The organism is Allobosea sp. NPDC055594 (assembly GCF_053618995.1).
Genome location: NZ_JBSHIO010000003.1, coordinates 187,964 through 212,200, shown reverse-complemented (window position 1 = coordinate 212,200; position 24,237 = coordinate 187,964). Strand labels below are relative to the sequence as shown.

Here is a 24,237-nt window from a genome sequence, read left to right as displayed (position 1 = left end):
CTCAGCGCAAACTCTCCACCGCCAGCCGCGCGACCGCCGCATGGGCGGCTTCGCGAGCCTTGGCATCGGCCTGTGACCCGGCGAGATAGACCGCGATGGCGAGGCGGCGGCCGTCCGGCAGGGTGACGATGCCGATGTCGTTGGTGGCGTGGTTGAGCCCGTCGGCGCTCGGGCCGAGCCCGGTCTTGTGGGCAAAGCGCGCGCCCTGCGGCAGGCCGGCCCGGATGCGCTGCTGCCCTGTCTTGGTTTCCAGCATGATCTTGTCGAGCAGGGCGGTGTGCGCGGGCTCGCGCAGCCAGTTGCCCTTGGCGAGCGCCTCGAGGAAGGCGGCCGAGGCATCGGGGCTGGCGGCGTCGCGCCTGTCCTTGAGCGAGGCTTCCAGCGTCTTGCGTCGCTGGGCGGCCGGGATCGCCTGGATCGCCTTGTAGAAGGCGGCGGTGTCGATCGCCTCGTCCCAGCGATAGCCGGGCAGGCCGAGAATCTCTGGCTGGAAGACGCGCTCATAGCGGTCGACCGAGATGCCGGGAACGCCGCCATCCCGCAGCATCGCGGTCAGGACCTGCGGCCCGCCGATCAGGCGCAGCAAGAGATCGGCGGCGGTGTTGTCGCTCTCGGCCGTCGAGCGGGTGAGGAGATCGCGCAGCGTGTAGTCGTTGCGCTCGCCCTTGAAGCCCTTCGCCAGCGGGCTGTGATAGAGCGAGAGATCGTTGCGGGTGACGGTGATCTTCTGGTCGAGCTTCAGCTTTCCGGCCTCGACCGCCTGCAGCACCGCGACCGCGAGCGGCAGCTTGAACACGCTCTGCATCGGGAAGGGCTCGGTGCCGCGATGCGACCAGCTCTTGCGATCCCTGAGGTCGAGGAGCGCGACGCCGAGGCGCCCTTTCGCCGTTTGCTCGATCGATTTGATCCCGGCATCGAGCCTTGCCTTGTCCCAGTCGGCGAAGGCGGGCGAGGCGGCGAGAAGGATGAGGGCGGCGGAGCAGGCGAAGGCGCGGCGGGTCGGCATGAAAAATCCCCTGTGGCAGGCTGCCACAGGGGAGGGTGATTGCGGCGCCGTTTGGGCGCAGTGCTGGCAGCCGTCAGAACTTCAGGCGGCGGGCCCGCTTGACCATCGGGATCTCGTGGATCCGGGCGAGCAGCTCGTCCGAGATCGCGTCGTCGACGGCGACATAGCAGATCGCGTCGCCGCCCGGCTTGTCGCGGCCGAGATTGAAGGTCGCGACATTGACGCCGGCCTCGCCGAGCACGGAGCCGAACTGGCCGATAAAGCCCGGCTTGTCGGCATTGCGGACATAGAGCATGTGCGGCGCGAATTCGGCGTCGACCTGGATGTCGCGGATCTCGATGATGCGCGGCTTGCCGTCATGGAAGACGGTGCCGGAGGCGTGGCGCGGCATGTCTTGCGCCTCGACGACGATGCGGATGACGCTTTCGAGATTGCCGGCGACCTCGCGGGTCAGCTCCTCGACGACGATGCCCTTCTCCTTGGCGATCATGGTCGCGTTGACCATGTTGATCTCCGGCAGGAAGGGGCGCAGCACGCCGGTGATGGCGGCGGCCGAGATCGCCTTCAGGTTCAGCTTGGCGACCGCGCCTTCGTATTCGATGCGGATGCCCTTGACCTGCGCCTCGGTGAGCTGGCCGAGGAAGGAGCCGAGCTTCTCGGCGAGGTCGACGAAGGGCTTGATCCGCGGCGCTTCCTCGGCCGAGATCGAGGGGAAGTTCACCGCATTGGTGATCGCGCCCTTGAGCAGATAGTCGCTCATCTGCTCGGCGACCTGCAGGGCGACGTTCTCCTGCGCCTCGTTGGTGCTCGCGCCGAGATGCGGCGTGCAGACGACATTGTCCAGACCGAAGAGCGGGTTCGTCTCGGCGGGCTCGGCCGAGAACACGTCGAAGGCGGCGCCGGCGACATGGCCGGACTTGATCAGCTCGGCCAGCGCTGCCTCGTCGACGAGGCCGCCGCGGGCGCAGTTGATGATGCGCACGCCCTTCTTGGTCTTGGCGAGGTTCTCGGCCGAGAGGATGTTCTTGGTCTTCTCGGTCATCGGGACGTGGAGGGTGATGAAGTCGGCGCGCTTCAGGAGCTCGTCGAGCTCGACCTTCTCGACGCCCAGCTGCACGGCGCGTTCCGGCGAGAGATAGGGGTCGAAGGCGATGACGCGCATCTTCAGGCCGATGGCGCGCTCGGCTACGATCGAGCCGATATTGCCGCAGCCGATCAGGCCGAGCGTCTTGGCGGTGATCTCGACGCCCATGAAGCGGTTCTTCTCCCACTTCCCGGCCTGGGTCGACAGGTCGGCGGCCGGGATCTGGCGGGCGAGCGCGAACATCATGGCGATGGCGTGCTCGGCGGTGGTGATCGAATTGCCGAAGGGCGTGTTCATCACGATGATGCCGCGCGCCGTGGCGGCCGGGATCTCGACATTGTCGACGCCGATGCCGGCGCGGCCGATCACCTTCAGGTTCTTCGCCTCGGCGAGCAGCTTTGCGGTGGCCTTGGTCGCCGAGCGGATGGCGAGGCCGTCATAGTCGCCGATCACGGCGGCGAGCTTGTCCTTGTCCTTGCCGAGGGCGGGATCGAAGGTCACGTCGATGCCGCGATCCCGAAAGATCTGCACGGCGGCGGGGGAGAGGGCGTCGGAGATCAGGACGCGGGGCTTGGGATTCTGAGCGGTCATCGGGGATGGCTCCGGCTGCGCCGCACTGCACGAGGAGCGTTTCGGCGCTGGGAAGGGGGAGGGCGCCCCGCCTGTCATTCCGGGGCGGCGAAGCCGAACCCGGAACCCATGACGGGGTACGACGCTGCGGTTCTGGAGCGGTTTCGCGATTCTCGTGAAACTGCTCCAAGTTTTTGTTTTATCGTATTTTCTTCACGCGAACCGGTGTCCACTTCGCTCGAAAATACTCTGGATGAAGCGGTGGCGAGGGCTCGCCCGGTCGTGGGTTCCGGGTTCGCGGGCCAAAGCCCGCGCCCCGGAATGACAGGGCGAAGCGCCTCAGGCCGCCTTCTTGCCGAGGCCGGCCTTGGCCTCGTTGAAGGCATAGGTGATCCAGGGCAGCAGCGCCTTGAGGTCGCGGCTCTGGACGGTGGCGCCGCACCAGATGCGCAGGCCGGGAGGGGCGTCGCGGTAATGGCCGAGATCGTAGCCGGCGCCGGCCTTCTCGATGATCGACACCACCTGCTTGGCGAAGGCCGCCTGCTGGTCGGCCGGCAGCGCGGTCACGGCCGGGTCGGTGAACTTCAGGCACACCGAGGTGTTCGAGCGCGTCTTCGGCTTGACCGCGAGGAAGTCGATCCAGTCGTTCTCGCGCACGAACTTGGCGATGACGCGAGCATTGCCCTCGGCGCGCTTCACCAGCCCGTCGAGCCCGCCGACCTTCTTCGCCCAGTTGAGCGCGTCGACATAGTCCTCGACGCAGAGCATGGACGGGGTGTTGATCGTCTCGCCGACGAAGATGCCCTCGGAGAGCTTGCCGCCCGAGGTCATGCGGAACACCTTCGGCAGCGGCCAGGCCGGCTTGTAGGTCACGAGCCGTTCGACGGCGCGCGGCGAGAGGATGATCATGCCGTGCGCGCCTTCGCCGCCGAGCACCTTCTGCCAGGAGAAGGTGACGACATCGAGTTTTTGCCAATCGAGGCGCTGGGCGAAGGCGGCCGAGGTCGCGTCGCAGATCGTCAGGCCTTCGCGGTCGTCGGCGATCCAGCTGGCGTCGGCGACGCGCACGCCGGAGGTGGTGCCGTTCCAGGTGAAGACGACGTCGCGATTCCTGGTGTCGACCTTCTTCAGGTTCGGCAGCTCGCCATAGGGCGCCTCGAACAGGCGGACATCCTGCAGCTTGAGCTGCTTGACGACATCGGTGATCCAGCCGGAGCCAAAGCTCTCCCAGGCCAGCATGTCGACGCCGCGCGCGCCGAGCATTGACCACATCGCCATTTCCATGGCGCCGGTGTCGGAAGCGGGCACGATGCCGATGCGGTAATCGGCCGGGACCTGCAGCACTTCGCGGGTCAGGTCGATCGCGAGCTTAAGCTTGTCCTTGCCGATCTTGGCGCGGTGCGAGCGGCCGAGCGGCGCGTCAGAGAGGGCTTTGAGGCTCCAGCCGGGGCGCTTGGCGCAGGGGCCGGACGAGAAATTGGGCACGCGCGGGCGCGTGCTCGGTACGGTATTCGCCATCGATGTCTCCATCCTTGCAGATGGGCGCGCCTCGGTGGGGAGGCGTGTCCCGTCGACGGGGGTAGGATGGAGGGGCGGGGGGAGTCAAGGGAGGGGCGGCGCGTGGAGGGTTGCGTTGCGTAAAAATTGTGCAATGCTCGTAGTCAAGCCTTTTTTAATGGAGATTCGATTGTCGCTACGATTGCCATCCAGATATGAGGATTTGGATACTGCTTTTAGAGGTAGATTGAAGCCAAATCAGCCGCTACTTGCATTGGTTAAGCAAGCGTTTACCTCAATGGATATTAGCGGCGGTATTAGATTTCTTCCCATTTTTGGAAAAAGCGGCAGTGGAAAAACATCCGCAACTCTTGAGATTGGAACTCATCTTCCGGATCTTTTTGTAAGTCAGCTTCCGCGATCTGCTATTGATGATCCTGCGAGTTTAGGAGACTCTCTTGAGAAGATGAAGAAGGAGGCTCGTGGCCGAAAGATCGTAGCTGTTATTGATCAGTACGAAGAGGTTGCTGCCCAGAGGACTGCTATTCCGTCGGCGTTCGTCGAGGCGATTAGTATAATGGACCGCAGTAGGGGTGGTCTCGGCAGTGTTCTATTTATCTGGTTGACGACAAGTCGAGAATTTCAAAGCGATCTTTCGTCGGCGACATCGAGAAATCAAAGGATACTTATTTCCTCTGATTTTGAATTGGAGGGAATTAGCAGTAATAACTGGCCTCCGATTATCGAGGAGACTTTTCAGTTTCATAATCAAGATAAGACGTTATCTGATTTTGAGATTCTAGAAAGGGATATGGCTGAGATTAGTGATAGCGAACCAACTATTGGAAGTGCTATAGAAAGAGTCGGTGTAAGGCTTTCTAGTTATGTTTCGGCTTTGCACGATCTTTCTACTTATACGGTGGTGATGCTTTGGCCTGTGACTGACGGTCTGCGCATATCGCGTGTCCAGCAGTTCACGGATGCAAGGCAGGGCTACAAATTGGATTGGAATGCCTGGTACAGGCAAATGAATTCTGAGGACCAGCAGCAGCTGCCGGTTAGGGAGTATAATAGGGCGCGCTTATATTTTGATATGAGATTGGTTCCTATTGCGGCTGCGGATTTGCATCCACTTTGTCGAGATCTCGAAAATAATGACTTTTCTCCCGGGCAGAGTTACCTAGATAGGTTTGAAAATACGCACTTTTTTTCAATTGTTTCTGGGAAATGGAATCCAGATAATTTTGCGCCTCTGCGAGAGCGCGAATCGAGCTGATGAGGCGAGGGATTGGTATTCGACGGTTACCAATCAACCTACTCAACTCGGTAGGCGTATTGCGAAATGCCTCAGCTCTTTGGGGGTAACTGCAGATTACGAGCAGCAAATTTCATCAAAATATAGTAAAGTTAGGGCTGACATTTTAATTAACCGTAGTCCAATAGCTCCTCCAAATGTGATAATTGAACTAAAGGCATTTTCGCCGGAAAATACAATGCCGTCGACTATTTGTCAGTCGGTCGCGACAACACTTAAGCGGCATGCTCAATTTGCAGGGTTCCTTCAGAGGCAATAGTGATTGATGTGGCCGGTGCGTGAGTTTTCCGGCCGCCAATCACAACTAGCGTTTCACCGTTTGGCAAGGCCTCTCTCGTTCCGGTGGGGCTATCGCATTTCCAAGCATCCCCGCCATCGGAACCTCCCGCATAATCCCCCGCATCCCATCCCCGAGGGGCGGCCGACCGGAGGCACGCTGATTGGCGGGGTGGGTGCGGCGCCTGCGGGCGAGGGTTGCGCCTCGCTCCCGGGAGGCTTCGGGAACCGACCTGGGGACACTACGATCCCTGCGCGAGGAGCTCGCTAGACTGCGCCGGCTGCACAAGCCGGCGCGATGGAAGCGCGGCCCGGAGTTTTCAAATCGCCGCTGAGCGGAGCGCCACGGGGCGTGCGGATGGGGATCCATCCGCGCCGCTTCCGGCTCAATGGAAGCGGATACCAAACCCGCGCCTCGCGGCGCTCCGCTGCCCCTCATTTACGACAACGCCCGCAGGGGAGCCTGCGGGCGGGGACGGCGTTTGGGCGCGGGAGGCGCGACCTGCTCCCTCTTCCCTTGCGGGAGAGGGTGGGGTGAGGGGTCTCGCGACCTGACGGGACTAGCTTTCTACCTGCGGCCGATATCGGAAAGCGTAGCGTGACCCCTCATCCGGCGCTGCGCGCCACCTTCTCCCGCAAGGGGAGAAGGGAAGCGGCGCGCTTCCCACTCCTTGCTGGGAGCCAATCGGAGGACACCCCATGCCCCGCAATCCCGACCATCGCGGCGCGACGCGCGAGGAGTTCCAGCGCCATGAGCGCGAGCGCCCGATTATGCTGCGGAGCATCGCGACGAAGCTGGAGGCCTGGCGCTATTTCTGCCAGATGCCGGAATGCCGGCGGGCGCAGGCCTGTGTCGGGCCGCATGGCGAGCAATGCGCCTTCACCTTCCTGCGGACCGGCTTCAGCGACGAAGAGCGCGCGACCTTGAAGGAAGCGCTGGTTCTGCGCCTCGCAGGAGCTTCCCCGGACGAGGCCTGGTACGAGGCCGAGCGGCGTATCGCCCGGCACAAGGCGCAGATCGAGGCGATCGCGCGGCGCGGCGCGTGGTAGATGGCCGGACTGCGCTTGCCGCGCCCATTCCGGGGGCGGTTGCGCTAAACTCGCCGCGACAGACGATTCACGGAAGGCGCCGCCATGGCCAGGAAGACCCCCGAGCAGCTCACCAAGGAATTCGAGGGCCGCAAGGCCAAGGGGCTGGCCAAGGGCGGCGCGGCCTATTGGCCGAACGTGCTCGCCAACGCCGTGCTGAAGCTCGCGGCGGAAGGCCAGGTGCCCGATGTCGCGGCGCTGCTCGCCCGGATCGAACTGGAAGCCGCCTCGAAGGACATCCAGGTCAAGGCCGGCGCCGAGGAGGCGCTGGCGCGGCTGAAGCAGGCGGCGGCCAGGGGAGCGGAGTAGGGCGCGGGAGGCGGGGTGATAGCTCCCTCTCCCCTTGCGGGAGAGGGATGGGGTGAGGGGGCGCGCAACGCGGCGAGATCGGCGCCCCGCCGCTGGCGATGCCGGATAAGGGGCGAGCGACCCCTCATCCGTCTCGGCTTCGCCGAGCCACCTTCTCCCGCAAGGGGAGAAGGGAAGGGCTATTCCCCCATCGCGATCAGCGAGGCGTTGCCGCCGGCTGCCGCGGTGTTGATCGTCACCGTCTGCTCGGTGGCGAAGCGGGCGAGATAGTTCGGCCCGCCGGCCTTGGGGCCGGTGCCCGACAGGCCGTGGCCGCCGAAGGGCTGCACGCCGACGACCGCGCCGATGATGTTGCGGTTGACGTAGATATTGCCGGTCGAGAGTTTTTGCGTGACGCGCTCGACCGTGGTCTCGATGCGCGAATGCACGCCGAGCGTCAGGCCGTAGCCGGTGGCCTCGATCGCCTCGATCACCTTGTCGAGCTCGCCCGCCTTCCAGCGCACGACATGCAGCACCGGGCCAAAATGCTCGGCGGTGAGGTCGGAGACCTTGTCGAGCCGGATGATGTGCGGGGCGACGAAGGTGCCGCCGAGCGACGGTACCGCGCCGGCATAGGCGACGCGGCCCTCGGCCTGCATCGCCGCGATATGGGCATCGAGCCGCTGCTTGGCGGTGGCGTCGATCACCGGGCCGACATGGGTCTCGATCTCGCGGGGGTCGCCGAGCCTGAGCACGCTGGCGGCGCCCTCGATCATCTCGACCATCTTGTCGGCGACGTCCTCCTGCACGACCAGGAGGCGCAGCGCCGAGCAGCGCTGGCCGGCCGAGCGGAAGGCCGACATCACCACATCGTCGGCGACCTGCTCGGCGAGGGCGGTCGCGTCGACGATCATGGCGTTGAGCCCGCCGGTCTCGGCGATCAGCGGGACGATCGGCCCGTCCTTGGCGGCGAGCGCCCGGTTGATGGCGCGGGCCGTCGCGGTCGAGCCGGTGAAGGCGACGCCGGCGACGTCGGGATGGGAAACGAGGGCGGCGCCGAGCTTGCCGTCGCCGGGGGTGAGGTGCAGCGCCGATTTCGGCACGCCGGCCTCGTGCAGGATGGCGATGGCGAGGCTGGCGATCAGCGGGGTCTGCGGCGCCGGCTTGGCGACGACGCTGTTGCCGGTGACCAGCGCGGCCGCGACCTGGCCGGTGAAGATGGCGAGCGGGAAGTTCCAGGGCGCGATGCAGATGAAGGGCCCGCGGCCGCGCAGGACGAGGCGGTTCTCCTCGCCGGTCGGGCCTGGCAGGGCGGTCGGCACCGCGAACTTCGTCTCGGCCTCGGCGGCGTAATAGCGCAGGAAGTCGACGGCTTCGCGGAGTTCCGCGATGGCGTCGTCCAGCGTCTTGCCGGCCTCGGCCTGGAGCAGAGCGAGGATCGGGCCGCGGCGGGCCTCCATCAGCTCGGCCGCCTGGCGCAGCGCCGCGGCGCGGATCCGGGCCGGCGTCGCGTTCCAGGTCGGGAAGCCGGCCTTGGCGGCGAGCACCGCCTGGGCGGCGGCGGCCTCGTTCGCCTCGACGACATGGCCGATCGGCCTTGCGTCGATCGGCGAGCTCAGCTCGCGCCGGTTGCCGGCGACGGGCTTGCCGTCGATCACGGCGCTCGCCTCCGCGAAGGGCTTGGCGGTGGCGCGGCCGATCTCGGCGAGCAGCGCCTCCAGGCTCGCGGCATCGCCGAGCTCGACGCCGGCCGAGTTCTTGCGGGATGGGCCGAAGAGATCAGCCGGCAGCGGGATGCGGCGATGGCGGGCGGCGCCGGGCGTGCCGATGATGTCGGCCGGCGGCACGAGCAGCTCCGAGACCGGCACGTCGGGATCGCCGGAGACCGAGACGAAGGAGGAGTTGGCGCCGTTCTCGAGCAGGCGGCGCACGAGATAGGCGAGCAGGTCCTGATGGCCGCCGACCGGCGCATAGGTCCGGCAGGCGAAGCCGGAATTCTCCTGCAGCAGGCGCTCATAGAGCGCCTCGCCCATGCCGTGCAGGCGCTGGAACTCGAAGTTCTCGGTGTCGCCGGCGAGCTCGGCGACGGTCGCGACGGTCAGCGCGTTATGGGTGGCGAACTGCGGGATGATGCGCGGGCGCAGGGCCAGCAGCTGCCTGGCGCAGGCCTCGTAGTTCAGGTCGGTCATCGCCTTGCGGGTGAAGACCGGATAGTCGGGCAGGCCGCGCTCCTGGGCGCGCTTCAGCTCGGTGTCCCAATAGGCGCCCTTGACCAGGCGCACCATCATGCGCCGGTCGTGGAACTCGGCCAGCGCCGCGATATGGGCGATCACCGCGCTGGCGCGCTTCTGATAGGCCTGGATGGCGAGGCCGAAGCCGTCCCAGCCGGCGAGCGAGGCATCGGCCAGCACGGCGTCGATGACGTCGAGCGAGAGCTCGAGCCGGTCGGCCTCCTCGGCGTCGACGGTGAAGTTGAGATCGTATTTCTTGGCCTGGCGGGCGAGCTCGATCACCTTCGGGGTGAGCTCGACGAGCACGCGCTCGCGATTGGTCGCGTCATAGCGCGGATGCAGAGCCGAGAGCTTGACCGAGATGCCCGGGCGGTTCGGCAGCTTGTCATTGCCGGCCGAGCGGCCGATCGCCTCGATCGCGGCGGCATAGGAGGCGTAATAGCGGTCGGCGTCTCCTTGCGTGCGGGCGCCCTCGCCCAGCATGTCGAAGGAGTAGCGATAAAGCTTGCCCGAGCCGGAGCGAGCGCGCTTCAGCGCCTCCTCGATGGTCTGGCCAAGCACGAAATGATTGCCCATCACCCGCATCGCCTGGCGCGTCGCGGTGCGCACGGCGGGCAGGCCGAGGCGCTTGGAGAGGTTGCCGATGATGCTGGTCGGGGTCTCGCCGGGCTGGATGATGCGGGCGGTGAGGCCGAGCGCCCAGGACGAGGCCGAGATCAGGAAGGCGTCGGATTTCGATTCATGATGGGCGAAGTCGCCCTGGCCGAGCTTGTCCTCGATCAGCCGGTCGGCGGTGGCGGCGTCGGGCACGCGCAGCAGGGCTTCGGCCAGGACCATCAGAGCGAGGCCCTCCTTGGTCGAGAGCGAGTACTCGCGCAGCAATTCCTCGATGCCGCCGAGGCCGACCTTGCGGGTCCGGATGGCCTCGATCAGCCCGCTGGCGCGGGCGTCGATACGGGCCTTGGCGGCCGGTTCGCGCCTGGAGCCGGCGAGCAGGCGCCCGGCGATGGCTCCGTCATCCTCGGCATAGGGCGCGTGGAAGAGGGGCGCGGTGCTGTCGATCGGTCGCGGGGCAGAGGCGGCCATGGCGGGGACTCCGGAGAGGCGAATGCGGGATGATCTGAAGGATCATGGCTATCTCGCCGGATATCAATGGATATGTTCGCGCTCCGGCTGTATAAAGTCCAGGATAGAGGAATAGTTTCAGGAAATTATCCCGTGCTGGATCGAACCGATCGCCGCCTGCTGGCGATGTTGCAGAATGATGGCCGCGCCGCCGGCGTCGAACTCGCCGAAGCGGTCGGTCTGTCGCCGACGGCGACGGGCGAGCGCCTGAAGCGATTGACGCGTGAGGGCTACATCACCGGCTACCGCGCGACGCTCGATCCGGTGAAGCTCGGCCTGCATCTTTTGGTCTTCGTCGAGGTCTATCTCGACAAGACGACGCCCGACGCCTTCGAGCGCTTCGCCAATGCGGTGAAGCGGGCGCCCGAGGTGTTGGAATGCCATATGGTTGCCGGCGGTTTCGACTACCTCGTCAAGACCAGAGTGGCCGACATGAACGCCTATCGCCGCTTCCTCGGCGAGGTGCTGCTGGCGCTGCCGGCGGTGCGCGAGACGCGGACCTATGCCGTGATGGAAGAGGTCAAGACCGACGGCGCTCTGCCGCTCTGACCGGCCGTGTCCTGACCGCGATTGGGCGCGCCCGAGCCGGGCTGCTGGAAATTTGCGCGACTTGTTTGCCGCGCTGCATGAATTTTCATCGGATCGGCTTGACGCAGATGGACATTGCGCCAGTTTGAAGCTGCCTGCTCTGCGGCACGGGCCTTGCTCGTCGTCGCCGGAACCAATTTCCCGCCCTCGCTCCTCTCGCGCCCCATTCCGGAGTCCCAGATGTCTACGACTAAAGTCCACAGCTCCCTTTCACGCCGGCGTCTGGCCGGGCTGGCGGGCGTGCTCGGCCTGGTCGTGGCGGGGCTCGGAAGCGGCCCGGCCGCGGCGCAGACCGCGGTGCGCTTCACGCTCGACTGGCGCTTCGAGGGGCCGGCGGCTCTGTTCCTGATGGCGCAGGAGAAGGGCTATTTCAAAGCCGAGGGGCTCGACGTCACCATCGACACCGGCAATGGCTCGCGCGAGGCGATCCCGCGTGTCGCCTCGGGCACCTATGATGTCGGCTTCGGCGACGTGAACTCGCTGATCCGCTTCCGCGACGAGAATCCGACCGTCGATCTCAAAGCGGTGATGATGGTCTATGACCGTCCGCCCTTCGCCATCGTCGGCCGCAAGAGCCGTGGCATCACCAGCGATGTGAAGAGCCTCGAAGGCAAGAAGTTCGGCGCCCCGGCAGCCGACGCCGCCTTCGCGCAATGGCCGATCTTCAAGACGGTCAACAAGCTCGACGACAGCAAGATGCGGATGGAGAATGTCGGCTTCCCGGTGCGCGAGCCGATGCTCGCTTCGGGCGAGGTCGACGCCGTCTTCGGCTTCGCCAATTCCTCCTACATCAACCTGAAGTCGCGCGGCGTGCCGGTCGACGACATCGTCACCATGCTGATGTCGGATTACGGTGTCGAGCTCTACGGCAATGTCGTGATGGCCTCGCCGAAGTTCATGGCGGAAAAGCCGGAGGCGCTGCGCGGCCTGCTGCGGGCGATCACCAAGGGTATCCGCGACACCGTCGCCAATCCCGAGCTCGGCGCGCAGCTGGTGATCAAGCGTAACGATGTCGCCAAGCAGGAGGTCGAGCTCGAGCGCCTGAAGATGACGCTGGAGCAGAACGTGGTGACGCCCTGGGTCAAGGCCAATGGCGTCGGCGGCATCGACAAGGCGCGTTGGGCGACGGCGCTCGACCAGATCGGTCTGACCTTCACCTTCAAGGACAAGGCCAAGGCGGGCGAGGCCTTCGTCGACAGCTTCCTGCCGGCCGAGCCCGAGCGGAAGCTCTGAGCTTCCCGCGCTGCATCCGGCCTTCCCGGTGAAGGGGAGGCCGGCTCCTTTTCTGCTGCCCATGGAGCGCCCTTGACCGCCTTCGTCGAACTGAACGAGGTCACGCATGTCTATGGTGGCGGGGACGGGCCGCCCGCGGTCGACGGCCTGTCGCTGAAGGTGCGCGAGGGCGAGTTCGCCGCGATCGTCGGCCCGTCCGGTTGCGGCAAGTCGACCCTGATGAAGCTCGCGACGGGCCTGCAGAAGCCGAAGGCCGGCATGGTCACGGTGGCTGGCCAGCGTGTCGCCGAGCCGATCAAGATCACTGGCATGGCCTTCCAGAACCCTGTGCTGCTGCCCTGGCGTACGACGCTCGACAACCTCCTGCTGCCACTCGAGGTGGTGCAGCCGCATCGACAGCGCCTGCGCGCCAACAAGGACGAGTATGTCGCGCGGGCCGAAGGGCTGCTGGAGAAGGTCGGCCTCAAGGGCATGGGCGCGAAATATCCCTGGGAGCTCTCGGGCGGCATGCAACAGCGCGCCTCGCTCTGCCGCTCGCTGATCCACGAGCCGAAGCTGCTGATGCTCGACGAGCCCTTCGGCGCGCTCGACGCTTTCACGCGCGAGGAGCTCTGGTGCGTGATCCGCGATCTGCAGGCTGAGCGCGCCGTGACGGTGATCCTCGTCACGCATGATCTGCGCGAGGCGGTGTTCCTGGCCGATCGGGTATTCTGCATGTCGGCGCGGCCGGGCAGGATCATCGCCGAGCGCGAGATCGACTTCGCCCGTCCGCGCGACCTCGAAATCACCTACACGCCGGAATTCGCCGAGATCGTCCACGAGCTGCGCGGCCATATCCGCGAGGCGAGGGCGGCGGCATGAAGCGCTCGATCTGGCTCAGGCTCGCGCCCTATCTGTTCACGCTCGGCTTCTTCGCGCTGTGGGAAGCGGCCTGCCGGGCGCTTTCGATCTCGGCCTTCGTGCTGCCGCCGCCCTCGGCGATCTGGGCGGCGCTGGTGCAGTACCAGAAGCCGCTCTACACCAACGCCTTCCACACGCTCTGGATGACCACGGCCGGCTTCGGGCTCTCGATCCTGTTCGGGCTCGCGGTCGGGCTGCTGGTCGGCTCCTCGCGCCTGCTCCAGGCCGGGCTCAACCCGCTGCTCGTCGGCTTCAACGCCATCCCCAAGGTCGCGGTGGTGCCGATCCTGGTACTCTGGTTCGGCGTCGGCTGGCTGCCACCGGTGCTGACCGCCTTCGTGATCTCGTTCTTCCCGATCGTGGTCAATGTCGCGACCGGCCTCGCGACGATCGAGCCGGAGACCGAGGACGTGCTGAAGGCGCTCGGCGCGAGCCGGTTCGACATCATGACTAAGGTCGGCATTCCCCGCTCGCTGCCGTATTTCTTCGGGGCGCTGAAGGTCTCGATCACGCTCGCCTATGTCGGCTCGGTGATCGGCGAGCAGAACGCCTCCAATCTCGGCATCGGCAATTTGATCACCCGCGCCTCCGCCGATTTCAACGTGCCGCTGGTGTTCGCGGCGCTGATCGTGCTGGCCGTACTCGGCATCTTGCTGGTCGCGGTCGTCGATTTCGTCGAGAACCGGATGACCGGCTGGGCCAAGCGCTCGCAGACGGCACGGGGCTGAGCGGAGCGCAAAGACGATGGTCGACACTTGGCCATGGTGACAGCGCTCCGTCGCCTGCCTATCGTGCGCGCCCTCTAGCCGAGGGTCTGCCGATGCTTCCCGATATCCGCGATTACGAGCGCCTGCGCGCCGCCTTCCGCTGGCAGATCCCGGAACGCTACAATATCGGCGTCGATTGCTGCGACCGCTGGGCCGCGGCCCAGCCCGACAAGACGGCGATCATCGAGCTCAATCCGGACTGGTCGGTCACGCCGGTGAGCTATGGCGAATTGCGGGCCCAGTCGAATCGCCTCGCCAATGCGCTACGCCGGCGCGGCATCGGCAGCGGCGACCGTGTCGCGATCCTGCTGCCGCAGGGAAGGCATGTGCCGATCGTCCATCTCGCCGCCTACAAGCTCGGCGCCATCGCCGTGCCGCTGGCGGCCTTGTTCGGCGCCGATGCGCTGTCCTACCGGCTGAACGATTGCGGCGCCAAGGTGCTGGTGACCAATGCGGCGGGCCTTTCCAAGCTCGCGCAGATCGAGGAGCCGCTGCCGGAACTCGACCTGATCCTCTCCAGCGACGGCGCCGATGGCCGAGCCGAAGGGCTGGCGGAGGCGCTCGAAGCCGAAAGCACTGATTTCACCCCGGTCGACACCTCGCGCGACGACCCGGCGCTGATGATCTACACCTCCGGCACCACCGGCAACGCCAAGGGCGCGCTGCATGGCCACCGGGTGATGCCGGCGCATCTGCCGGGGGTGGAGATGCCGCATGAATTCCTGCCGCAGCCGGGCGACCTGATCTGGACGCCGGCCGACTGGGCCTGGGCCGGCGGCCTGCTCAATTGCCTGATGCCGGCGCTGCATCACGGCGTGCCGATCGTGGCGCGGCCGGCGGCGAAGTTCGATCCGGACGAGGCCTTCCGGCTGATGGCCGAGCTCGGCGTGCGCAACAGCTTCATCCCGCCGACGGCGCTGCGCATGCTGCGCTCGGTCGACAATCCGCGCGGGCGCTACGATCTCAGGCTGCGCACCGTCGCCTCGGGAGGAGAGTCGCTCGGCGCCGAGACGCTGGCCTGGGGCCGCGAGAAGCTCGGCCTGACCATCAACGAGTTCTACGGCCAGACCGAGTGCAATCTCGTGCTCGCCTCCAGCGCGGCGCTCGGCGTGGTCAAGCCCGGCTGCATCGGCAAGGCGGTGCCCGGCCACGAGGTCGCGGTGATCCGCGCCGATGGCAGCCTCTGCGAGCCGGAGGAGGAGGGCCGGATCGCGGTCAGGCGGCCGGACCCGGTGATGTTCCTGCGCTACTGGAACAAGCCGGAGGCGACGGCGGCGAAATTCATCGGCGACTGGATGACCACCGGCGACCAGGGGCTCTGCGATGCGGAAGGCTATTTCCGCTTCGTCGGCCGCGATGATGACGTGATCACCTCCTCGGGCTACCGGATCGGACCCGGCGAGATCGAGGATTGCCTGCTGCGCCATCCGGCGGTGTCGCTGGCGGCGGTGGTCGGCAAGCCGGACGCGCTGCGCACCGAGATCGTCAAGGCCTTCGTCGTGCTGGCCGCCGGCCAGGAGCCCTCGGAAACACTGGTTTCGGAGATTCAGGGTTTCGTGCGCCAGCGCCTGGCGGCGCATGAATATCCGCGCGAGATCGAGTTCCGGACCGAGCTGCCGATGACCACCACTGGCAAGATCATCCGGCGGCTGCTGCGCGACGAGCCCGGCTGAGTGCGCCGGGGCGGTCCGGCGCGAGGCTGCCGCGCGCTCCCGGCCGCAGCCGCAATTCGGCGAGCGCCAGCCGGTCGGTGACCGCGTGCTGGCCGGCGATCTCGCCGAACAGCTCATGGAGATGGCTGCGCCGCCGCAATTGCGCGAGAAGCTGCGCCAAGGGCGCGAAGCTGGCGAAGCGTTCGTCCTGGGCGCTGGCGTAGAGCCAGCGGCGCCTGCCCCTGCCGAGTAGAATCGCCCCGGCGATCGGCTGGCCGTCCAGCGTCAGCAGGCTGGCGCGGCATTGTCGGCTGCGGGCGAGATTGCGGGTCATGGCGCGCAGGAAGGCGGTCTCGCGAATGTCCTGCAGGGTCGCGGCGCCGGCCCGGGCGCGCGGGCCGGAAGCCTCCAGCGCCAGCAGCATCTCGACGATGTCGCGCAGCTCCTGCCGCGAGGCCGAGTCGACCAGAGCGAGCTCGCCGTGGCGGGAGAGCCCATGCCGCAGCGCCGAAAGATCAGGACCGCCTTCGGCCGGAGGCGATGGCGGCATGGTGCCGGCGCCCAGGCTCGCTCCCCAACCCATTGCGGGCGCCTGCCTCAGGATGGCCTGGGCGAGATCGCCATCGCGATCGATGCCTTGCAGCAGGAGGCCGCTCGAGGTGGTGCTGCCCCAGCTGCCGCGCATGCCGAGCACGGCCTCGAGCACCGGGACGAGCTCGTCGCGGTCGATCAGGGGAGCGGCGCTGCCGAGCCGGGCGTCGTTCCAGCCGGTCAGGACATCGCTGCCGAACAGGCGGCGGCTGGGCTGAAGCGGGATGAAGCCGAGCAGGCGACCGGTGCCGCCCGGTCTGCCCTGCCGGACCAGCAGCACGCCGACATTGCGGAAGCTGACGAGATGCTGTGCCGCCGGCAGCGCGAAGCTGGGCTCGTAGAAGGGGTTGGGTTCGATGGCGCGGGCGGCCAGGGCGGCCCAGTCGGCCTCGATCGCGGCGCAGGCAGAAAGCTGGCGGCGCTCGATATGAAGCGTGCCGCCTGCCTTCGCGGCATGGCCGGTGCCGGCCCGCGCGGCTGGCCGACGGCCATCGGCCGGTGTGTTCAGGGCGAAGAGGTTCGGCATGGTCCTGCCTCCGGAGCCAGGCCGGATCGATACTGTTCCGTACCGGAATGGCACGTCGCGACAGCGAGAGCGGCAGGCTGGTTGGCAGGGATCAAGAAGCGGGCCAGATGCGCCCGGTTCAGCCGTGATGATGACGGGCGTGGCTGCCCACTTCCGCCGGCACGGCACGGCCGAGGAAGGCGCTCCAGAGCCGGGCGACCACCGCCTCGTCGAGGTCGCGGGTGATCAGGACGAGGCGCGAGCGCCGGTCGGAATCGGGCCAGGCGGAAAGCTGGACCGGCGGGTGCAGGATCTGCTGGACGGCGTGGACCAGAAGCGGAGCCTCCGGTTCCTCGGCCAGCGCGACCAGGCCCTTGAGGCGCAGCAGCCTGGGGCCATGGGTCGAGCGCAGCAGGGTCCAGAACAGTTCGAAGGTCGCGCGTCGGATCGGCTCCTCCGCGGTCAGGACGAAGGCGCGGATGCTGGCGTCGTGGCGGTTGACGTCATGGTGGTGATGATGCCCGTGACCGTCATGGTGGTGATCGTGGCTAGCTTCGAGCGTCTCGGTGGCGAGCCATTGGCGCAACTCGCCGGGACGGTCGGCGAGATCGTAGAGCCCGGCACCGACCAGCGCCTGCGCCGGTGCGTCGGCGGGCAGGATCGCGGCACCGGGATTGAGTTCGCCGAGACGGCGGCGCAGAGCGGCGACCGCTTCGGCATCCTGCGCGATCTCTGTCTTGGTCAGGACGATCCGGTCGGCGGCGATCACCTGGCGCAGCGCCTCGGCATGGGCATCGAGCGTGGCCGAGCCATTGACCGCATCGACCACGGTGACGACACCGTCGAGCCGGAAGCGCATGGCGAGATAGCGGTGGTTGATCAGGACGTTGAGGATCGGCGCGGGGTCGGCGAGCCCGGTCGTCTCGATCGCGATGCGCCGGAACGGGGCGATCCGGTGATTGTCGCGCCGGCGCAGCAGATCCTCCAGCGTCACGATCAGATCGTCGCGGATGGTGCAGCACAGGCAGCCGGAGGCGAGCAGGACCATGTTGTCCTCGGCGCCTTCGATCAGGAGGTGGTCGAGGCCGATCTCGCCGAACTCATTGACCAGCACCAGCGTATCGGCCAGCGCCTCGTCCTTGAGCAGGTGGTTGAGCAGCGTCGTCTTGCCGGCGCCGAGAAAGCCGGTGAGCAGTGTCAGCGGGATGGGCGGAGGCGGCATTGCAGACATGATGGACGATCGTTCTGGCGGATGATTCAGGTCGGAGGCGCGAGCGCCAGCTTCGAGGCTCGCACCCGCTTTTGTTCTAATATTACATTGACCATGATCGCGGCGACGACAAGGCCTCCACCGGCATATTGCAGCGTGCCGACGCGCTCGCCGAGCACCGCGGCGGCAATGACCACGGCGAAGACTGGCTCGGCGCAGAAGGCCAGCGCCGCCGGGCCGGGCGCGACCCGCGCCAGTGCCAGGACCTGCCAGAGGAAGCCGACGAGATAGCCGCCGATCGTGACGAGCACTGTGATCGGCGCCAAGGCGAGGGCGCCAGGCGGCTGCATGCCGCCGGTGAGCAGCAGGATCAGGAAGGTCACCGGCAGGATCATCAGATGCGACCAGAACAGCTTTGGCAGCGTCCCGGTCTCGCCAAGCGCGCCGGCGGCGAAGAACTGCACCGCCGCGGCGACGCTGGCGAGCAGCGCGAGTGCGAGGCCGCGCGGATCGAGCCCATGCCAGTCGGGCCCGACGACCATGGCGACGCCGAGAAAGGCGACGAGGATGACGACGATGCGTTCCAGGCGCGGCCGCGTCCGGGTCAGCAGCGGCTCGGCCAGCACGACCAGCACCGGGAAGGTGTAGAACATCACGGCGGCGACGGTGACCGGCAGGAAGGCGACCGAGGAGAGATAGGCGCTGCCGACGAGCCCGGTCGAGAGGCCGAACAGGATGAGGGCCGGCCAGCGGCGGCGCGGCACGGAAAGCCCGGAGCGCCAGAGCAGGATGACGCCGCCGACCAGGGCCAGCATCACGAAGACGCGGTAGAAGACCAGGAGCGGGCCGCTGAGCCCGGCCATCCCGGCGATCTGGGCGCTGACGATGTTGGTACCGAAGGCGGCGGCGGAGGCGAGCGCCAGCGCGATGCCGCGTTGGCTATTGGAGACGTCGCCGTCGGTGTGCACGGCGTCTCCGGCAGGTTTCAGGCGTCGGGCTTGGCGGCGGAGGCTGCCGGCTTGGCCGGGCGCTGGGGCGGCTTGACCAGCGCCGTGCTCGGCTTGGGCTTGGCTGGCGCAGCCTTCGGTTTGCTGGCCGGCTTGGTCAGCAAGGGCTTGGCCGGCGTAGCCTTGGCGGCGTTGCGTGCTGCCGGCTTGATGCCGGCGGCGGCGCCGGGACGCAGGCTCGCCGGGGTCGCGGCGCCCGGCTGGACGGCGCCCTGCAGGCGCAGCGGGCCGGAGCCGAACGCGTTGGAGGGCGGTTGGACCTCGTCACCCGGCGCTGTGGCGGCGAAGGCGGAGGAGCGCGCCGGAATGGCGCCATTGGCGGAGGCGGTGCGGCCGGAGCCGACCAGCCCGGCCGCGACCGGTGCGCCCGGCTGGATGGTTTCGCGCGCGACCTGGGTGTCGGGCTTGGCGACGACATTGGCAGCGAGCGGAGCGGAGGCCGAGCCGGGCGTGCGGCCGAAGGCGACGGGGACGGTGGCGAGCGGGGCGCGCTGGCCGAGCGTGATGCGGCCGGAGGGCGAGCGCGTCAGGACCGAGCCGCCGACGCCGGATTGCGGCACGCCGACGGCGAAGCGGTCGGAGGTGCCGTCGCTGTTGCCGCCGACACCAGGGGCGGCGGAGACGGTGATCGGACCGCTGGAATCGACGTCGTCGCCGAGCGCGCCGCCGCCGCGGCGCACGGCGTCGCAGACGCTGTAGGCGCGTCCGCCAGTGCCGGAGGGAAGGCTGGCGACCGTGGTGCCGAGCCCGCCCCATTTGCCGAAACCGTCATCGAGCAGCTGCGCTGCCTTGATGGTGCGCTCGGCACCGGAATGGGCGCCCATCACCACGGCGATCAGGGTGCGTCCGCCGCGGGTCGCGGTCGCGACCACATTGAAGCCGGAGGCGCAGACGAAGCCGGTCTTGAAGCCGTTGATGCCATGATAGCGGCCGACAAGTCCGTTCGTGTTCTTCAGCACCTGCTTGCCGAGCTGGACGGCACCCGTGTTCCAGTAGTCGGAATAGTCGCCGAATTCGCTCATCAGCGCCATGGCCAGCACGGCGAGGTCGCGGGCGCTGCTCTGCTGGTCGGGGTGGTGCCAGCCATTGGGATTGACGAAATTGGTGTCGCGCATGCCAAGGCGCCGGGCCTCGGCATTCATCATTCCGACGAAACTCTCGACATCGCCGCCGACGCCTTCGGCGATGACGTAGGCGATGTCGTTGGCCGACTTCACCATCATGATGCGGATGGCGTTGTCGAGCGTCACCTCCTGGCCGGCGCGGATATAGACCTTGACGCGCGGCTGGCTGGCAGCCCGCTTCGAGGCCGGGATCGCGGTCTCGAGCCCGATCTTTCCGTCGCGGACCGCCTTGAGCGCGACATAGAGCGTCATCATCTTGGTGGTCGAGGCCGGGTGCCAGGCCTGGCTCGCATTCTCGCTCGAGAGCACGGCGCCGCTCGAGGCGTCGATCACCAGGCTCGTGCCAGCCTGGGCGGGCATGGCTGCGGCGAGGAAGCTGGCGAGGGTCGCGCCGGCGGCGAAGCGAAATGCGTTCATCGGCTGAGGTCTTGAACCTGTCTTGACGTGTAGTCGAGGGGCTTCAACGCGACGCTTGAGGCATTTTCGAGACGGCGGGCGATTTTCGGCCTCGCCGATCCTGCATACCTACCCTTCGCGGAGCGATTTGCCTAGCGCCGTCAACCGGTCCACAAGCGGGCAAATCGCTTTTGTTTCGGGACTTCCGCGTGAGCTTCGCCCTTTTGTGGATACCGGCGACGCTCGCCGCCTCGCTCCTCCAGACCGCGCGCAACCTGACCCAGCGTTCGCTGACCGAGGCGATCGGCGTGGTCGGCGCCACGCAGGTGCGCTTCCTGTTCGGCCTGCCTTTCGCCCTGATCTTCCTCGCCCTGGTCTGCCTGGCGAGCGGACGCCTGCCGCCGATGCCGGATCTGCGCTCGCTCGGCTTCACCCTCTGGGGTTCGGTCACCCAGATCCTGGCGACCGGGCTGATGCTGGCGGCGATGCGCGAGCGCTCCTTCTCGGTGACGACGGCCTATACCAAGACCGAGCCGGTGCAGGTCGCGCTGTTCGGGGCGCTCCTGCTCGGCGATGCGTTGAGCTGGCCGAAATTCGCCGCCATCGTCGTCGCCACCGCCGGGGTCGTCGTGATGTCGTGGAAGCCCGGCGAGAAGCTCAGCGCCGCGGGCCTGCGCCCGGCCGTACTCGGCATCGCCGCAGGCGCCTCCTTCGCGCTGTCGGCGATCGGTTTCCGCGGCGGTATCCTCGCCCTGCCGGACGGTAATTTCGTGCTGCGCGCCACCACCACCCTGTCCTGGGGGCTGGCGTTCTCCTCGGTGATCCTCGTCAGCTACATGGCGGTGGCCAACAGGGCCGCGCTGCGGCGCTCGCTCGAGAACTGGAAGCCTTCGCTCGCCGCCGGCTTCCTCGGCGCCGCCGCCTCGCAATTCTGGTTCATCGGCTTCTCGCTGACCAGCGCCGCCAATGTCCGCACGCTCGGCCTGGTCGAGGTGCCGCTGGCGCAGATCGCCTCGCGCCGGATTTTCGCGGAGGGCACGTCGCGGCGCGAGATCCTGGGGATGGCGATGATCGTGGCCGGTGTCGGCGTGCTGCTGGCACTCTCGGTCGGTTAGATCGCGGCGCGTCCGTTCGGACGCGGTCACGGTGATCTATCTCAGTGTTATCGCATCGGACCGAAAAGCCGATCCCACTTTTCGGTCCGATGCTATAGCGCGCGCCGCGGGTGTGCTTGACTGGCGTTCGCTTTCGGTGACCTTTCCACGCACGGCAGAAATGCACCCATGCCGCTTGTGGCGGCGCGCGCCCGAAGGCAGATAAGGTGTAACTGCACATCATTCGGGAGATGACGCCATGAGCGCTGCAATCGTTGGCTGGGCCCACACGCCCTTCGGCAAGCAGGATGCCGAGACCATCGAGAGCCTGATCGTCAGGGTCGCGACCGATGCGCTGGTCGATGCCGGCATCACCGCCGATCAGGTCGACGAGATCGTGCTCGGCCATTTCAACGCCGGCTTCTCGGCTCAGGACTTCACCGCCTCCCTCGTGCTGCAGGCCGATCCGGCGCTGCGCTTCAAGCCGGCGACACGGGTCGAGAACGCCTGCGCCACCGGCTCGGCTGCGGTGCATCAGGGCGTGCGCGCCATCAAGGCGGGCGCCGCCAAGATCGTGCTCGTCGTCGGCGTCGAGCAGATGACGACGACGCCGGGGCCGGAAATCGGCAAGAACCTGCTCAAGGCCTCCTATCTGCCGCAGGAAGGCGACACCCAGGGCGGCTTCGCCGGCGTCTTCGGCAAGATCGCGGGAGCCTATTTCCAGCGCCATGGCGACCAGTCCGACGCGCTCGCCATGATCGCGGCGAAGAATCACAAGAACGGCGTCGACAACCCTTACGCCCAGATGCGCAAGGATCTCGGCTATACCTTCTGCCGCGAGGAAAGCGAGAAGAACCCCTTCGTCGCCGGGCCGCTGAAGCGCACCGACTGCTCGCTGGTCTCGGACGGCGCCGCTGCGCTGGTGCTGGCGGACGAGGAGACGGCGAAGACCATGCGTCGCGCCGTCGGCTTCCGCGGCATGGCCCATGTCCAAGACTTCCTGCCGCTGTCGCGCCGCGACATCCTGAAATTCGAGGCCGGCGCGCGCGCCTGGCAGCAGGCGCTCGCCAATGCCGGCGTCGCGCTCGACGATCTCTCCTTCGTCGAGACCCATGACTGCTTCACCATCGCCGAGCTGCTCGAATATGAGGCGATGGGCCTGACCAGGGAGGGCGACGGCGCCCGGGCGATCAAGGAAGGCTGGACCCTGAAGGACGGCAAGCTGCCGGTCAACGTCTCGGGCGGTCTCAAGGCCAAGGGGCATCCGATCGGCGCGACCGGCGTCTCGATGCATGTGCTCTCGGCGATGCAGCTCGTCGGCGAGGCGCCGGAAGGCATGCAGGTCAAGGATGCCCGCCTCGGCGGCATCTTCAACATGGGCGGGGCCGCTGTGGCGAACTACGTCTCCGTGCTCGAGCGGCTCAAGTGAGAGTCCCGGGAATTCCGCAGCCGGCCGAGGCCGCCCTGGCCCGGTGTGAGGGTTCCCGGTGACGATCTTCTTCGCGCTGCTGCCGGCCTATATCCTCTCGATCTTCTACCGCTCTTTCCTGAGCGTCATCGCCGGGCCGGTCATGGCCGATCTCAAGATCGGCCCGGCCGAGTTCGGCACGCTGGGCGCGGCCTGGTTCATCACCTTCGCCGCCGCCCAGTTTCCCGTCGGCTGGGCGCTGGACCGGCTCGGCCCGCGCCGCACGGTCGGCACGGCGATGGCGATCGGCACGGCCGGCGCCTTTCTGTTCGCCACATCCGAGAACGCCTGGGTCGCGGTCTTCGCCATGGGGCTGGTCGGCATAGGCTGCTCACCGATCTTCATGTCGGCGCTCTATCTCTTCGCCCGCACGCAGGATGTCGCGCGCTTCGGCGTGCTGTCCTCGGTGTTCATCGGACTGGGTTCGCTCGGCAATCTCGTCGGTGCGGCGCCATTGGCACTGGCGGCGCAGAGCTTCGGCTGGCGCGTGACCATGCTGGGTTTCGCCGCGATGTTCCTGCTGGCGACCGTGCTGGCGGCGGTGCTGGTCCGCGATCCGCCGGTGGCGACCGACGCCTCGGGCAGGCAGGAAGGGCTGCTGCAGGGGCTGAAGAGCATCGTCAGCATCGGCCCGCTCTGGCTGCTGGCCCCGATCACCCTGGTCGGCTATGCCATCATCGCGACGGCGCGGGGCCTGTGGATCGCGCCCTATATGACGCAGGTTCATGGGCTCGACGCGGTCATGGCCGGCCATGCGACACTCGGCATGGCAACGACGATGGTCGTCGGCGCTTTCGTCTATGGCGCCCTTCAGAAGCGCACCGGCCGCAGCAAGCCGCTGGTCGCCTGGGGCACGGCCGCGACCGGGGTGGGTTTCGCCTTGCTCGCCTTGCTCGGCGAGCGCTCGATGCCGGGCTCCGTGCTGCTGTTCGCGATCGTCGGGGGGACCGGCTTCACCTATGCGATCCTGATGGCGCATGCACGGATCTTCTTCCCCGAGCATCTGGTCGGGCGCGGCATGACCTTCGTCAATTTCCTGTTCATCGCCGGGGCGGCGATGGTCCAGTTCGGCTCGGGCTGGTTCATCGCGATGCAGCGTGGCACCGGCCACGACGCGGCGACCGCCTTCGCCAATCTGCACTGGGTCTTCGCGGCGCTGCTGCTCGCCTCGACGGCGATCTATCTGCTGACGCCGGAGCGGAAGGCAGTGTAGAGCCGCGC

At 67.1% G+C, this 24,237-nt stretch carries 19 protein-coding genes; 11 read left to right on the top strand and 8 right to left on the bottom strand.

Annotated features, from left to right (window positions below; genetic code table 11):
- Nucleotide 1: 1 nt before the first annotated feature.
- The 3 genes from bla to ACWGRX_RS08140 form a co-directional block, all read right to left on the bottom strand.
- On the bottom strand, nucleotides 2-1,006 hold the full coding sequence (gene bla / locus ACWGRX_RS08150; RefSeq protein WP_452117130.1) for a class A beta-lactamase: 1,005 nt from the start codon (nucleotides 1,004-1,006) through the stop codon (nucleotides 2-4).
- Between the two features lie 73 nt (nucleotides 1,007-1,079).
- Nucleotides 1,080-2,681: a phosphoglycerate dehydrogenase gene (gene serA / locus ACWGRX_RS08145; protein WP_452117129.1), complete on the bottom strand. Its 1,602-nt coding sequence runs from the start codon at nucleotides 2,679-2,681 to the stop codon at nucleotides 1,080-1,082.
- A 318-nt stretch (nucleotides 2,682-2,999) separates the two neighbouring features.
- The gene (locus tag ACWGRX_RS08140) at nucleotides 3,000-4,178 is read right to left on the bottom strand and encodes a phosphoserine transaminase (RefSeq protein WP_452117128.1); all 1,179 of its coding nucleotides are present in this window, start codon (nucleotides 4,176-4,178) and stop codon (nucleotides 3,000-3,002) included.
- Between the two features lie 133 nt (nucleotides 4,179-4,311).
- On the opposite strand from ACWGRX_RS08140, the gene ACWGRX_RS08135 reads away from it, so the two are divergent.
- From ACWGRX_RS08135 to ACWGRX_RS08125, 3 genes are all read left to right on the top strand, one after another.
- Nucleotides 4,312-5,433 carry a hypothetical protein gene (locus ACWGRX_RS08135; RefSeq protein ID WP_452117127.1) on the top strand — a complete coding sequence of 374 codons (1,122 nt, stop codon included), beginning with the start codon at nucleotides 4,312-4,314 and terminating at the stop codon, nucleotides 5,431-5,433.
- Nucleotides 5,434-6,447: 1,014 nt separating this feature from the next.
- A complete protein-coding gene (locus tag ACWGRX_RS08130; RefSeq protein WP_452117126.1) occupies nucleotides 6,448-6,798 on the top strand; it encodes a hypothetical protein in 351 nt (116 codons plus the stop codon).
- A gap of 84 nt (nucleotides 6,799-6,882) precedes the next feature.
- On the top strand, nucleotides 6,883-7,146 hold the full coding sequence (locus ACWGRX_RS08125; protein WP_291638239.1) for a hypothetical protein: 264 nt from the start codon (nucleotides 6,883-6,885) through the stop codon (nucleotides 7,144-7,146).
- A gap of 179 nt (nucleotides 7,147-7,325) precedes the next feature.
- Here ACWGRX_RS08125 and putA read toward each other — a convergent pair whose 3' ends face one another.
- Complete coding sequence (gene putA / locus ACWGRX_RS08120) at nucleotides 7,326-10,418, bottom strand: bifunctional proline dehydrogenase/L-glutamate gamma-semialdehyde dehydrogenase PutA (protein WP_452117349.1); 3,093 nt, start codon at nucleotides 10,416-10,418, stop codon at nucleotides 7,326-7,328.
- 156 nt (nucleotides 10,419-10,574) lie between these two features.
- On the opposite strand from putA, the gene ACWGRX_RS08115 reads away from it, so the two are divergent.
- From ACWGRX_RS08115 to ACWGRX_RS08095, 5 genes are all read left to right on the top strand, one after another.
- Entirely contained in the window at nucleotides 10,575-11,030 is a 456-nt protein-coding gene (locus tag ACWGRX_RS08115; protein ID WP_083533547.1) for an Lrp/AsnC ligand binding domain-containing protein, read from the top strand.
- Nucleotides 11,031-11,249: 219 nt separating this feature from the next.
- Nucleotides 11,250-12,302, top strand: coding sequence for an ABC transporter substrate-binding protein (locus ACWGRX_RS08110; RefSeq protein ID WP_452117125.1), 1,053 nt, complete (start codon nucleotides 11,250-11,252; stop codon nucleotides 12,300-12,302).
- Nucleotides 12,303-12,374: 72 nt separating this feature from the next.
- Nucleotides 12,375-13,163 (top strand): ABC transporter ATP-binding protein, encoded by a 789-nt coding sequence (locus ACWGRX_RS08105; protein WP_291638237.1) that lies wholly within the window; start codon nucleotides 12,375-12,377, stop codon nucleotides 13,161-13,163.
- Nucleotides 13,160-13,930: an ABC transporter permease gene (locus tag ACWGRX_RS08100; RefSeq protein ID WP_452117124.1), complete on the top strand. Its 771-nt coding sequence runs from the start codon at nucleotides 13,160-13,162 to the stop codon at nucleotides 13,928-13,930. Before ACWGRX_RS08105 ends, ACWGRX_RS08100 begins: the two co-directional genes overlap by 4 nt.
- Nucleotides 13,931-14,022: 92 nt before the next feature.
- Entirely contained in the window at nucleotides 14,023-15,642 is a 1,620-nt protein-coding gene (locus tag ACWGRX_RS08095) for an acyl-CoA synthetase (RefSeq protein WP_452117123.1), read from the top strand.
- Here ACWGRX_RS08095 and ACWGRX_RS08090 read toward each other — a convergent pair.
- The 4 genes from ACWGRX_RS08090 to ACWGRX_RS08075 all read right to left on the bottom strand — a co-directional run bounded on the left by ACWGRX_RS08090 (nucleotide 15,608) and on the right by ACWGRX_RS08075 (nucleotide 20,475).
- Complete coding sequence (locus ACWGRX_RS08090) at nucleotides 15,608-16,738, bottom strand: GNAT family N-acetyltransferase (protein ID WP_452117122.1); 1,131 nt, start codon at nucleotides 16,736-16,738, stop codon at nucleotides 15,608-15,610. The two genes, ACWGRX_RS08095 and ACWGRX_RS08090, sit on opposite strands and share 35 nt — an antisense overlap.
- Before the next feature lie 118 nt (nucleotides 16,739-16,856).
- A complete protein-coding gene (locus ACWGRX_RS08085; RefSeq protein WP_452117121.1) occupies nucleotides 16,857-17,948 on the bottom strand; it encodes a CobW family GTP-binding protein in 1,092 nt (363 codons plus the stop codon).
- 26 nt (nucleotides 17,949-17,974) lie between these two features.
- On the bottom strand, nucleotides 17,975-18,895 hold the full coding sequence (locus ACWGRX_RS08080) for a DMT family transporter (protein WP_452117120.1): 921 nt from the start codon (nucleotides 18,893-18,895) through the stop codon (nucleotides 17,975-17,977).
- 17 nt (nucleotides 18,896-18,912) lie between these two features.
- Nucleotides 18,913-20,475, bottom strand: coding sequence for a D-alanyl-D-alanine carboxypeptidase family protein (locus ACWGRX_RS08075; protein ID WP_452117119.1), 1,563 nt, complete (start codon nucleotides 20,473-20,475; stop codon nucleotides 18,913-18,915).
- Between the two features lie 188 nt (nucleotides 20,476-20,663).
- Between ACWGRX_RS08075 and ACWGRX_RS08070 the strand changes: the two genes are divergently transcribed.
- The 3 genes from ACWGRX_RS08070 to ACWGRX_RS08060 all read left to right on the top strand — a co-directional run bounded on the left by ACWGRX_RS08070 (nucleotide 20,664) and on the right by ACWGRX_RS08060 (nucleotide 24,229).
- The gene (locus ACWGRX_RS08070) at nucleotides 20,664-21,569 is read left to right on the top strand and encodes an EamA family transporter (RefSeq protein WP_452117118.1); all 906 of its coding nucleotides are present in this window, start codon (nucleotides 20,664-20,666) and stop codon (nucleotides 21,567-21,569) included.
- Between the two features lie 238 nt (nucleotides 21,570-21,807).
- The gene (locus tag ACWGRX_RS08065) at nucleotides 21,808-22,977 is read left to right on the top strand and encodes an acetyl-CoA acetyltransferase (RefSeq protein WP_452117117.1); all 1,170 of its coding nucleotides are present in this window, start codon (nucleotides 21,808-21,810) and stop codon (nucleotides 22,975-22,977) included.
- Nucleotides 22,978-23,035: 58 nt separating this feature from the next.
- Nucleotides 23,036-24,229 carry an MFS transporter gene (locus ACWGRX_RS08060; protein ID WP_452117116.1) on the top strand — a complete coding sequence of 398 codons (1,194 nt, stop codon included), beginning with the start codon at nucleotides 23,036-23,038 and terminating at the stop codon, nucleotides 24,227-24,229.
- The last annotated feature ends 8 nt before the right edge of the window (nucleotides 24,230-24,237 follow it).